This is a genomic window from Pseudomonas sp. HP_14 (assembly GCF_055283875.1).
Map to the genome: position 1 here is coordinate 131,361 of NZ_JBTOQI010000009.1, position 11,926 is coordinate 143,286.

Annotated in this window: 13 protein-coding genes; 6 read left to right on the top strand and 7 right to left on the bottom strand. The window is 56.4% G+C overall.

From position 1 onward, the window contains the following. Window positions 1-89 precede the first annotated feature (89 nt). From ACYASS_RS08910 to ACYASS_RS08925, 4 genes are all read left to right on the top strand, one after another. Window positions 90-278: a hypothetical protein gene (locus ACYASS_RS08910; RefSeq protein ID WP_027898056.1), complete on the top strand. Its 189-nt coding sequence runs from the start codon at window positions 90-92 to the stop codon at window positions 276-278. 183 nt (window positions 279-461) lie between these two features. Beyond that, a complete protein-coding gene (locus tag ACYASS_RS08915; RefSeq protein ID WP_463585862.1) occupies window positions 462-974 on the top strand; it encodes a hypothetical protein in 513 nt (170 codons plus the stop codon). A 145-nt stretch (window positions 975-1,119) separates the two neighbouring features. Further along, window positions 1,120-1,845, top strand: a complete 726-nt coding sequence (locus ACYASS_RS08920) for a TorF family putative porin (RefSeq protein ID WP_463585863.1) — start codon at window positions 1,120-1,122, stop codon at window positions 1,843-1,845. 63 nt (window positions 1,846-1,908) lie between these two features. Beyond that, the gene (locus ACYASS_RS08925) at window positions 1,909-2,778 is read left to right on the top strand and encodes a DUF6279 family lipoprotein (RefSeq protein WP_463585864.1); all 870 of its coding nucleotides are present in this window, start codon (window positions 1,909-1,911) and stop codon (window positions 2,776-2,778) included. 168 nt (window positions 2,779-2,946) lie between these two features. Here ACYASS_RS08925 and ACYASS_RS08930 read toward each other — a convergent pair whose 3' ends face one another. Further along, window positions 2,947-3,342, bottom strand: a complete 396-nt coding sequence (locus ACYASS_RS08930; RefSeq protein ID WP_463585865.1) for a transcriptional regulator — start codon at window positions 3,340-3,342, stop codon at window positions 2,947-2,949. A 180-nt stretch (window positions 3,343-3,522) separates the two neighbouring features. On the opposite strand from ACYASS_RS08930, the gene ACYASS_RS08935 reads away from it, so the two are divergent. Beyond that, on the top strand, window positions 3,523-3,795 hold the full coding sequence (locus ACYASS_RS08935; protein WP_463585866.1) for a hypothetical protein: 273 nt from the start codon (window positions 3,523-3,525) through the stop codon (window positions 3,793-3,795). Window positions 3,796-3,904: 109 nt separating this feature from the next. Here ACYASS_RS08935 and ACYASS_RS08940 read toward each other — a convergent pair whose 3' ends face one another. Then, window positions 3,905-5,251 carry a DEAD/DEAH box helicase gene (locus ACYASS_RS08940; protein ID WP_122665973.1) on the bottom strand — a complete coding sequence of 449 codons (1,347 nt, stop codon included), beginning with the start codon at window positions 5,249-5,251 and terminating at the stop codon, window positions 3,905-3,907. 180 nt (window positions 5,252-5,431) lie between these two features. On the opposite strand from ACYASS_RS08940, the gene ACYASS_RS08945 reads away from it, so the two are divergent. Beyond that, window positions 5,432-6,703 (top strand): mechanosensitive ion channel family protein, encoded by a 1,272-nt coding sequence (locus tag ACYASS_RS08945; RefSeq protein WP_463585867.1) that lies wholly within the window; start codon window positions 5,432-5,434, stop codon window positions 6,701-6,703. 49 nt (window positions 6,704-6,752) lie between these two features. Here ACYASS_RS08945 and ACYASS_RS08950 read toward each other — a convergent pair whose 3' ends face one another. The 5 genes from ACYASS_RS08950 to ACYASS_RS08970 all read right to left on the bottom strand — a co-directional run bounded on the left by ACYASS_RS08950 (window position 6,753) and on the right by ACYASS_RS08970 (window position 11,713). After that, window positions 6,753-7,649: a nucleotidyl transferase AbiEii/AbiGii toxin family protein gene (locus tag ACYASS_RS08950; protein WP_463585868.1), complete on the bottom strand. Its 897-nt coding sequence runs from the start codon at window positions 7,647-7,649 to the stop codon at window positions 6,753-6,755. Beyond that, window positions 7,636-8,205: a type IV toxin-antitoxin system AbiEi family antitoxin gene (gene abiEi, locus ACYASS_RS08955; protein WP_243245433.1), complete on the bottom strand. Its 570-nt coding sequence runs from the start codon at window positions 8,203-8,205 to the stop codon at window positions 7,636-7,638. The genes ACYASS_RS08950 and abiEi overlap by 14 nt, the downstream gene beginning before the upstream one ends. An 83-nt stretch (window positions 8,206-8,288) precedes the next feature. After that, window positions 8,289-9,155, bottom strand: a complete 867-nt coding sequence (locus tag ACYASS_RS08960) for an EamA family transporter (protein ID WP_463585869.1) — start codon at window positions 9,153-9,155, stop codon at window positions 8,289-8,291. A gap of 476 nt (window positions 9,156-9,631) precedes the next feature. Beyond that, a complete protein-coding gene (locus tag ACYASS_RS08965; RefSeq protein WP_463585870.1) occupies window positions 9,632-10,846 on the bottom strand; it encodes an aldose 1-epimerase family protein in 1,215 nt (404 codons plus the stop codon). A 267-nt stretch (window positions 10,847-11,113) separates the two neighbouring features. Next, window positions 11,114-11,713 carry an FMN-dependent NADH-azoreductase gene (locus ACYASS_RS08970; protein ID WP_463585871.1) on the bottom strand — a complete coding sequence of 200 codons (600 nt, stop codon included), beginning with the start codon at window positions 11,711-11,713 and terminating at the stop codon, window positions 11,114-11,116. Window positions 11,714-11,926: the final 213 nt, after the last annotated feature.

Genomic DNA, 11,926 nt, shown 5'->3' on the forward strand with positions numbered 1-11,926 from the left:
ATTATGCGCTGTTTTTAAGGGGATATTTCCCAAGCAATTGTCAAGCTATTCGTGTACCATTGCTGGCCGTATTAAGTTTATATAGGTTAATGGCAGCCATGCGCGTAAAAGCATCCAACTCGAAAGCAAAGCCAGCTCCAGCCGTTGAAACGAGCGACTCGATCAACGCCCAGATTGCTGCTTTCCTCAAGTCCGGTGGCGAAATTCAGCAGATTGCCAAAGGCGTCAGCGGCCAGACTTTCGGCCCGTCCAAACAGATTACCCTCGGCAAGAAGTAATTCTTCCCCCGCTCCAGTTGTCGATCTCTTTGCGTCTTGGCTCTCAAGACGCCAGAGCTTGCTAACCTTCGTTGCAACCAGCCGTTTTCAACCTGACTGCCAAAGCCATTGCCTTCCCCATTGCCTAGTTGTCCGGCGACGGGCAGGATGATGTCTCGAAGCCAGCCTTTGCGGAATGCACGAATGAAGAACTGGATGCTGTTCGGCGCACTGATCTACCTGACGGGTTGCGCATCTCACAACTGCAACACGGTTCCTGATGACGACCACCCTTCGGGCAGTGATTGTCGGGCAGAACACTTGCTGTATCAGAACGACATGCTGCAAGCCAAGTTGTTGATCAGTGAAGCCGATCGGGAAAATTACGAGCTGGCTGAAGCGATGTTGCGCCGTGCGGGTGTAAATGATGCGTCTGGCGAGGCCGAGTTTTACCTGGCGGTGCTATTGATTCGTCAACAATCGGATCAGCCTCGCGTCATCGAATTGCTTGAAGATGCAGCTGATCAAAAGCATCCGCTGGCTATCGCGCTGCTTTCCCAGCAACTCAGCATGACGGATCAGAAAAAGTCTGAAGCCTACCGCGCCGAGTACGCAGAACTGGACGTAGCCAAGAGTGGCTACCCCTCTTTCGATCAGGCATTGGTGGTTATTCGAGGCTTGATCATCCCGCAGGCTCAGGCGACCGCTTCGAACTGATTCTCACGTGGATCGACGAACGGTCTTCGCTCTACGACTTTCGTAGGTATGCTGCGAGGCTCTAGATCGCGGTTCCCCATGTTTTTCCTGTTGGGCCTTTGGCCATTTCAACCTGCCCCCTCCGTAACATGAAGGAGTGAGCACGATGCTCAATTTTCGCTATTGCGCGCTTACCGTTAGCGCTTTACTGGTTTGTCAGCACGCATCCGCCCAGGTGATTGAGCGGGAGTTGGGGGATTTCAGCCTGAAATTAGGCACCTCGCCGACGCGCAGCATGGCCCAAGGCCTGGTGACGCAGAGCGGCTCGGGCTCATTCCACGGCGGGCTGGACCTGACCCACGACAGCGGTTTCTACTTTGGCCAATGGTCGCCCAACGTCGGCGTTACGGAAGACAGCACGCTGGAGCTCGACTCTTACATGGGCTTCAAGAAACCTTTCGACCAGACACTTGGTTATGAACTGGGCATGATCCGCTACAGCTACCCGGACACCAGCCAGATCGACACCCACGAGTTTTACGCCGGCCTGCGTATCCTCGACAGCCGGGTCGGCGCAGCCTTCAGCAATGACATTGGCCGACGCGACAGCACCCTGATCGTTGACCTGGGCGGCATCGAACAGTTAGGGCTCGGGATCCGCATGCAGTACGCCAACCATCAGTACGATGCGCCGCAACAAATCTCGGATGGCAGTATCGTCACCAGTTTCAATGACTGGTCGCTGAACCTGTCCCGCCCGTGGCTGGGCATGGACATGAATCTGATCTACAGCGGCTCCAGCCTGACAGGCAGCGACTGCAGCGCGTACAGCGGGCATAACCCTAATTGCGAGGGCACCTTTACCCTCAAGGCCGTGCGCTCATTCTTCTGATGCAGTGAACTGCTACTCTTTGGCCCGCTCTACACAAACAGGCAGGTCCACTGAGGAGTCGTTATGCGCACCCCGTACAAAGCCTTCATTTCGTTGTTGATGGCGCTGTTCATCCTTGGCGGCTGCACGCGCATCGGGCTGGCGTATCGCAATCTGGACATCATCATTCCCTGGTCGCTCAGCGACTACCTGGAGATGAATGCCTCACAAAAAGACTGGTTTGACGAGCGCCTCAAAGAACATTTGAGCTGGCACTGCACGACGCAATTGCCCGGTTATCTGGGCTGGCTGGATCGATTGCAGCGAATGGTCGAGACCAATCAGGTTACCCATGATGGGCTACAGGCCAGGACTGACGAAGCGAAGCTGGCGATTGCGCAGATATCACAACAAATAACGCCTTCAGCAGTGGAATTGCTCGCCCAACTGGACGACAAACAAGTGTTGGAGATGCAGAACGCGTTCGCCAAGGACCAGCGCAAACGCGAGAACGAATTCCTCAAAGAACCACTGCCCAGACAGATCAGTGATCGTGCAGAGCGTATGGAAAAGCGCCTGAGCCCGTGGCTCGGCAAGCTAAACGCGACCCAGCAACAACGCATTCAAAGCTGGTCAGAGTCGCTCGGCGAACAGAACCGTGCCTGGCTCGACAATCGCGCGAATTGGCAGAGGCTGTTTGTCGCTACGGTTCAGGACCGTAAGGCACCGGACTTCTCCAAAAAGATCGCCAAGCTGTTGCAGGATCGCGAGACATTCTGGACGCCTGAATATCGCGAGGCTTATGACCGTACTGAGCAAGCGGCCATCTCATTATTGGTGGACTTGATGGCGCAAAGCACGCCTGAACAGCGCCAGCGCCTGCTGGGCAAGATTGCAGATACCAGAAAGGACTTTACGGATTTGAGCTGCCTGAAGGCGGCTCAGGCAAGCTGAGACAGTCGGGCATGCAACCACTGTCTCCCTGCGGATTAGTCACTGTAGGAGTGAGCTTGCTCGCGATAGCGTTCAGGCAATCACTAAATACATGACTGGACATCCGCTATCGCGAGCAAGCTCACTCCTACAGAGATGCGTTTCAATTCAGCGGCTTGCGGGCATTTCTCAAGCAATCTGCGCTTTGGCCGCAACCTCTTCAAAGATCGACGGATCAAGGGCATCAGCCTGTTCATCCAACACCTGACGCGGGTGGTCATTGCCCGGGATGCTGCTGTCGATCAGCGCCAGTAACTGTGCGCCGAGAGGCGTCAGGATGAAGTTTTCGCCGTTACCGCCCTCCGCTTCCGGCCGCGACTGGATGAATCCACGGTCCAGCAGCAGCTTCTCGTATTCACCGGCAATGGCTTTCAGATGGTCCAGATTGCCCACGGGCTCACCTGCGGCAGCCGCTGCAGCGGCGTGCTCCTCGGCATACTTGCGGGGCTTGAAGGTATCGTCGGCGCTGTTTTGTACCTCATGCAGCAAGCGTTCAACGAGGTCCCAGTCATAAGGCTTGTCCATTGTTATTATCTCCAGTCAACGTGGGTAAACGCCCTGACGACTTCCGGCGTTCGGACGTGTTGCTGAAGCTGTGACCCATGTCATCGCTCACCGTTCATCACCAGCCTCCCGGCGGTCGCGCTGAACTTTTGCCGAAAATGCTCGCTCAACCGCATAAGCCCAATGGAATCAGAGGCGCTTATGAAAATCCTGTTGAGTCTGACGGCGGCAATCAATTTGCTGACAGTCGTCCCTGCTTTTGCCTGTACCCCGGACGAGGCGACGGCAAAGCGTGAGCAATTGGCGATGGAAGTCCAGAAGCTCACCGAACGAAACCCGACCAAGGCCAAAGAGATCAACGACGAGCTGCAGAAGATGGACCTGAAAAGCGAAGCGGCAGAGCTGCCTGACAAATGCCAACTGATTGATCAGCGGCTCAAGGAGTTGAGTACGGCGGAGAGGAAGGTGGAGTGAGTTAAAGCCTGAGCCACCCCGTCAGGCCCTCTCGCCAACAAGTTGCCTCCTACCCGACACCGCGTTTTACGGTAGGAGCGAACTTGTTCGCGAAGGGCAGGACATCGGTTTATTCAGCCGCAGGCGTCTCTGTCTTGCGCTTCTTCAGCGGTGCCATGCCGTCTTTGCTGACCAGCGACAGGGCGTCGGTCTTCGGCCGGTTGGCTATTTTGCGTTTGGTAGGAGCCTTGGCGCCGGTTTTCTTCTTGTCGCCTTTGGCGTCGGTCTTTTTCTTCTTCACGCCGACCGCTTTACCTGAAGCCTTGACCTTCTTCGGCCCGCCGTAGCTGCCTTTGACTTCCTTGATGGTGCGGCGTTCGAAGCTCTGCTTGAGGTAGCGTTCAACACTGGACATCAGGTTCCAGTCACCGTGACAGATCAGTGAAATCGCCAGGCCTTCTGCACCGGCACGACCGGTACGGCCGATACGGTGTACATAGTCATCACCGCTGCGTGGCATGTCGAAGTTGATCACCAGATCCAGGCCTTCAACGTCCAGACCACGAGCCGCTACGTCGGTGGCGACCAGTACCTTGGTACCGCCCTGCTTCAGACGGTCGATGGCAGCCTTGCGGTCCTTCTGATCCTTGTCGCCGTGCAGCACGAAAGCTTTGTAGTCCAACGCCACCAAACGGCCGTACAGGCGGTCAGCCAAGGCTTTGGTATTGGTGAAGATGATTGCCTTCTGATACGTCTCATTGGCCAGCAGCCAGTGGACGATCTGCTCTTTGTGGCTGTTGTGATCCGCCGTGATGATCTGCTGACGCGTACCGGAGGCCAGTTCACTGACGCTGTTAACCTGCAAGTGTTGCGGGTTGTTCAGCACCTTGCCGATCATTTCACGCAGACCTGCGCCACCGGTCGTAGCCGAGAACAGCAAGGTTTGCTGACGGTTGGCGCACTCATTGGCCAGACGCTCGACATCTTCGGCAAAGCCCATGTCCAGCATGCGGTCAGCTTCGTCGAGGACCAGCACTTCAACATTCTTCAGATCCAGGTTGCCTGCATTCAGTTGCTCCAACAGGCGCCCCGGCGTACCGATGAGAATGTCCGGAACCTTGCGCAGCATTGCGGCCTGAACCTTGAAGTCCTCACCGCCAGTGATCAAACCGGATTTGATGAACGTGAACTGCGAGAAACGCTCGACTTCCTTGAGGGTCTGCTGCGCCAGTTCACGGGTCGGCAGCAGGATCACGGCACGAATGTCGACGCGAACCTTGGCCGGACCCATCAGGCGATTGAGGATCGGTAATACGAATGCAGCAGTCTTGCCGCTACCGGTTTGCGCCGTCACCCGCAGATCACGCCCTTCCAGCGCCAGAGGTATGGCCGCAGCTTGCACTGGCGTCGGCTCGACAAAGTTAAGCTCGGCCACGGCTTTAAGCAGGCGTTCATGCAGGGCGAATTGGGAAAACACGGGTGTTACCTCGACGAAATACAAAAATACGGCGCATAGCGTAACGGTTTCGGGCGCCTGAGCCGAGTTTCTTTACTACCAACGGCCGATTTTGTTACGCAATTTGCCAACGTAACCCATTATCAGGGCCATGAATGTTCTAATTGCCGCGCTTTTTTCTTCAGGATTCGCAGACACCCCATGGATATTCAATCGTTATGGCTTCGCGCTCAGGAACTCTGGGCTGTGCTGGATCAACACCCGATTTTGCATGCCAGCCTCGGGCTGTTGTTGCTGCTGGTCGTGGCGCTGGTATCGGGGCGTCTGGCGCGCTTTCTGATCCTCCATGCCACGAAAATACTGGGTCGTCAGCCCGCGCTGCACTGGGTCAATGATTTACGCCACAACAAGGTCTTTCACCGACTGGCGCAAATGGTCCCTTCGCTGATCATCCAGTTTGGCTTGAATCTGGTGCCTGACCTCAGCAAAACCGGTCAGAACGTCATCGGCAACATCGCCCTGGCCTTCACCATTCTGTTCATGACACTGGCCGTGGGAACGCTGCTCAACGCGCTGCTCGATATCTATGCCCGCACCACTCACGCCCGTACACGCTCGATCAAAGGCTACGTGCAACTGGCAAAGATGATTCTGTATATCTTTGCCGCGATCATCATTGTTGCGACCCTGATCGACCGTTCGCCGCTGCTGCTGCTCTCGGGTCTGGGCGCCATGTCGGCTGTGATTCTGTTGGTCTACAAGGACACGCTGCTGTCGTTCGTCGCCAGCGTGCAACTGACCAGCAACGACATGCTGCGGGTCGGCGACTGGATCGAAATGCCGCAAGTCGGTGCCGATGGTGACGTGGTGGATATCACCCTGCACACGGTCAAGGTGCAGAACTTCGACAAAACCATCGTTTCTATCCCCACTTGGCGCCTGATGTCCGAGTCGTTCAGAAACTGGCGCGGCATGCAGCAATCCGGTGGACGGCGCATCAAACGCAGCCTGTTTATCGACGCCAGCGGTGTGCGCTTCGTGCGCGACGATGAGGAGTTGCAACTGAGTCAGGTCTACCTGCTCACCGACTACATCAGCCGCAAACAGGCCGAACTGCTGGCTTGGAATCAGGCTCAGGGTAACGTGGCAGCCCTTTCAGCCAACCGCCGACGCATGACCAACATCGGCACCTTCCGCGCTTACGCCCTGGCCTACCTGAAGAGCCATCCCGATATTCACCCGGACATGACCTGCATGGTCCGTCAGCTGGAAGCTACGTCCCAGGGCGTGCCGCTGGAAATCTACTGCTTTACCCGCACCACCGTCTGGGCAGAATACGAGCGCATTCAAGGCGATGTTTTCGATTACCTGCTGGCGGTACTGCCGGAGTTCGGGCTAGGGGTTTATCAGCAGCCGAGTGGTTCGGATATGCGGTCGGGGTTGGCGGGACATGCTGAAACGACGACGCTTTGAGAACAGCAGACATGGCCAGCTCCAGGGCTGGCCACTTTTGTCGCGGGGATCACATTTTAAAACTGGCAGCGGACGCATCACCGATCAAAGCCTGCTCGACGGGAGCATAGAGACTGCGAACATGAGCCACAAGAAATGCCCAGAACGCGGGATCATTCACCGTTTGTAAAACCAGTTGCGAAGGCAAAAAGCGGGTCATCTCCTTGCGAAAATCGGTCGCCACCGCCGGATCGTTATCCAGCAAATCCATACGCTCTTTGAGCAAGGTCAAAAAAGCTGCTACTTCGCACTTATGGTCGTGCAACTTATTGCCTATCAATGCGAATGCCGGGATTACGCTCTGCTGACGTAACCAGACCATATCCCACAAGTCGCGGTTTTTGATTCTGTTGGGACGCAGAGCAAAAGCCACGATTTTGTCGGCGTAGATTTCTTCCCGTGTCTCGGCCTGAAGTATCAACCCACTGGTGCCCATGTCGACACCGTACGGATTGAGCAGCAGCATTGGCTGGGGCTGATAGCTGGGGATTGAGCACACATCGATGTTGATACGCTGGGCAGGCAAGTCCTTGCGTCCAGGCCTTGTCTGGATTTTCAACTTCCAGGTCTCAACATTGCCCTCTTCGCGAACAGGCTCACTGATCTGTACCTCAAGTCCATATTTGGCTTCAAGGCTTGAGACAAGTACCCGCGCCAGTTCGGCCAGACTTTGGCGGCTGAAATCGGCACCGCCAGTAAAGTCCAGATCCTCACTTAAACGATTCGAACCATAACAGGCGCGAAGGCAGGTCCCGCCAATAAAGGTCAACGTGGCGAGCATCCCGGCGGAGCTAAGTGCCAGCATGATGTCGTGATGCAATAATTCTTTTTCAACCACCACGCGCAACGGTGCGAGGTCCTGCCTGTTCTTGAGCGCTTCGTTCACCAACTCGTCAAATAAGCTCATCAGCGGCACTCCAGTCGATCAGATCCATTTTTCGTTTCGCGGCCTTCATGTCGCGCAACGCTTGTCTTGGCGACGCTCGCCATAATCGGCAGGCTGCGTCGTAATGAATATGGCCCACGAGGGTCTGTGGCGTTTGGCGGGTATGTACGAACTCGATGCTGCCCCACTTGCCACATGAAATCGTGCTGCTACGCCCCGAAGACATCAGAGTGATCCACTGGATCGGGATTTGCGAAATGACCCCGACGTCGCTCAACGCTGTTTCCAGGCTGATGTAATTAAACTGTTGGGCGCGGAGCCTCGCGGCGACATGAAACAAAACCAGACCAGAGTCAGGTTTGGCAGGCTCGAACAGATAAAGTCCACGGCAGACCCGGGACAGGTATCCATCCGAAGCTGCGCGGCTCAATAAGGCCTTATAGGCCCCTGTGGAGATGTCAGGAAGCAATGCCCTGAGGTCGTCTGGCGTGAAAAGATAGCGCTCTGGAGTCGCAAATTGAGTCAGCCGCTGTATCAATCGCCGCATGGGTTGAAGCGTATCGGGAGAAATATCCATGCCACAGACTCAACAGAAAGTTACAACAAATGTAACTTACCGTTGAGTCCTCTACAACAACCTAAAACTTTTGGACGCATGAATCAGCTCAGTACACGCCTGCGTACAAGCCCAAGCCGACTCACCCACAGCGACACCAGAATCAGTACCCCGCCAAAAGCCAGACGACCCAGCGGTTCGTCCTGATTCCAGATCAGCAGATTAATCAGCAACCCGACCGGCACATGCAGAACGTTGAATACGGCCAGGGTACCGCCGTTCACAAGGCACGCACCTTTGTTCCACCAATACATCCCCAAGGCCGTGGAGCAAAACCCGAGGAACAGCAGCACCGCCCATTGATCCGCTGCGTCTGGCAGACGCTGCGGATTGCCAAACATCAGGAATGCGGGCAATGCAATGATCAGCGCGCCGAGGTAGAAGTAGCCAAAACGCCGGTAATGCGGCAGGTCGCTGGGGTAGCGGGCGACCAGATGTTTGTACAGTACCTGACCTGCGGCGTAGGTGAAGTTGGCCACTTGCAGCAACAGGAAGCCGCCGAGGAAGTTGCCGTCGATGCCGTCCCAGCGGATAACCCCTGCGCCCAGTACGGCCACCAATGCAGCCACGAGCGCCCACGGGTTGAAGCGCCGATTGAGCGCGTCTTCGATCAGGGTTACATGCAGGGGCGTGAGGATGGTGAACAGCAAGACTTCCGGCACGGTCAGCACCCGGAAGCTCAGGTACAGGCACACGTAGGTGATACCAAATTGCAGAGCTCCGATGACCAGCATGCCACGCATGAAGCCCGGTTCCACCCGGCGCCACTGGGTCAGCGGGATGAAGACCAGCCCGGCCAGCACAACGCGGATCAGCACGGCGAAGTAGCTGTCGACATGCCCTGCCAGAAAAACGCCAATCAGGCTGAATGAAAACGCCTGAATCAGCGTCACGATAAGTAGATAACCCATGAGCACTCCCCCTGTAGAAGGCGGCGACCTTAGCGGGTGAGGGGTTGGGGTGTCTATTTCAATAACGCCTGCGACTCATACGCGACTTGGATAGCGCAGTGTCAGTTGCACAGCGGGCCTTCGACGTCCGGTTTCGCCGGTCGACCGCCTTTGTAGATTTCCGGTGCTTTTCCCTACCGAGATAGTACGAACACCGCGAATCGAGCGTCGGAAGGCTGAGTGGAGGTGCCGTGGTGTGGGGGGCTCGGCAAGGGTTGCGAGCGGGCGCCGGTGGGGCCGGGGGGGCGCCGGGGCGGGGGGCCCCCCCCCGGTGGCGGGACGAAGGCACCCCCGCGAAGCAGGGGCCGTACGTCAGCGATAAATGGTTTCCCCCCTTTGCCGAAACAAAGGGGGTCGACCGTCAGGGCGAAACCAGACGGAGGAGCACCACAGTGCAATTGAACGCGCGCAATATCAGCCGCGCAAAAGCAACAAAATTATTCCTTACTCAAATCCACCAAAGGCTCCCGACGCACCTCGGTCGCACGCCCAGCCTGAATATCCTTGACCTTGCCCAGAGCCGTATCGACCGCAGCTTTATCCGCCAACAAGCTGTAGCTGATCTCAAACTGGCGTTGTTCTTTAGGCCCAATGGTCGGCACCAGATTCAGCGGCCGCTGATAACGACGGTTGTAAGAGAAGCTGGTACCTGGCTCCAGCCCCGTCACATAGCCCTGACCTTTGGTATCGGTGTTTTTCCACAGCGAAAACACCGGCAACTGCTGGGTGTTGAAGCCCAGCGACACGCCCAGACTGCCGCCTTTGTTATGCAGGACTGCCAGGGTCTCGCCTTTGGCATCGCCGTAAGGCACCACGTTGTAGACGGTCTCGTCATAGTCGGGCGTTGGCGCACGATAGGTTTGCCAGTCACCAAGGTCACCCTTGGCTTTCTCGTTGAACGGTGACACCTGCTTGACCGGCGCCTCGAAACGAGCGCCCTGCTCCAGAAACGGCGTGCTGAAGTTGCTGTGATACAACGCCTGATATTCCTTCGGGTAATCCCCGTTGTTGGTCAACGTGTCGTTAAGCGTGAAACGGGTACTGCCCGCCTCGGTCACCAGTTCGGTCTGCACCGAGAAATCGACCTTCTTGAACGCCTGTTCCTTCAGTTCGCCTTTCAGGCGGATCGCATAGGGTGGTTTTTCGTCGATGTGCAAGGTCACCTTGCTGGCCGGAATGTTCGCCGCGCGGCCGTGAAGGGTCAGCAGCTCGCCGTTATCCATGCCCGGATGCCCGACCCATTCATAACCACAGCGCGTCACCAGCTCATTGAAGCCTTCCAGCCAGCCAAGACCGCCCCGGCCATTGAGTTCGATAAAGGCAGGATTGACGACTTCCTGCACGGGCGAGTCCCAGCCCATACGCACGTCACCGACGGATGCTTGCAGCACGTTCATGCCGCGAGTGGGCACCACTGAAAGCTTCATCGTGCCATTGTCGATATCGATCACGCTCACGCCTTCCTGCCGACCGCCATGCAGGGTGCGCATCGTTACGGAAAAAGGCTTGTCGGTTTTGACACCTAGCTGGGCGCTGGTGATTTGCTGATTCTGGGCAGGTTTATCGGTGTCGAGCAGCACGTAGTCCCATGCGGCAGCCTGTGTAGCGACGGCAATCGCACTGAGGCCGAAAAGCCAGGCAAGAGGTTTCATTGGGGTAGTCCCTATTGGAATTATTGGGTTCGCTGCAGTATCGGGCCGAATCGGATTAATCGTTTCAGCTACCGTCCGAGTCTAGTCAAACTGACGAAAAACAGGAAACGTAATTCGGAAACTCAGCACTGAAAAAAGCACGCACAAGAAAAAGCCCGATGACCACCCAAAACGGGGGTCTATCGGGCCATGCACCCAGGAGCGGGAGGTGCCAAAGGGAATTCGGTACAACCGTTGATTCAATGAAAAGCGCAGCAGTCGTTCAGATCAGGCCACCTGTGCGAGTTTGGCGACGGCCTGGTTCATGCCTTTTTCGACAAAGTCACCGCCCATGTTCAGACCTTCAGCATGGACAAAAGTGACATCGTGAATGCCGATGAAACCCAGCACCTGACGCAGGTACGGTTCCTGATGGTCCAGGCTGCTACCGGCGTAGATACCGCCGCGAGCGGTGAGGACAATGGCGCGCTTGCCAACCAACAGGCCCTGCGGACCCGTTTCACCGTATTTGAAGGTCACGCCAGCACGCAGCACATGGTCCAGCCACGCCTTGAGCGTGCTCGGAATAGCGAAGTTGTACATGGGCGCGGCCAGCACCAGTACATCAGCAGCAACCAGTTCGTCGGTCAGCAGATCGGAACGCTCCAGTGCGGCTTGCTCGTTGGCCGTGCGCTGATCAGCGGGCTTCATCCAGCCGCCCAGCAATGTCGAGTCCAGGTGCGGCACCGGGTCCTTGGCGAGATCACGAACCGTCACCTGATCAGCCGGATGCGCAGCCTGCCATTGGCCAATGAATTGCTGAGTCAATTGGCGGGAAACCGAATCTTGCTGACGGGCGCTGCTTTCGATGATGAGGACGCGGGACATAATCTGTGGCTCCAACGAAGAGATATGTGTTCGATGGAGTGAAGGTTAAGCGTGAACATATCGATTAAAAAGCGTAAAAAACTGCTACAAAGCATCTAATAATTTGTTTTATTCAAAAGCTGGTTTACCCTGAAACCTTATCTCCTGACTGCCTGTAGGAGCTGTCGAGCCCCGCGCGGCGGGGGGGGTACCATGGGCGGCCAAACCCCAACA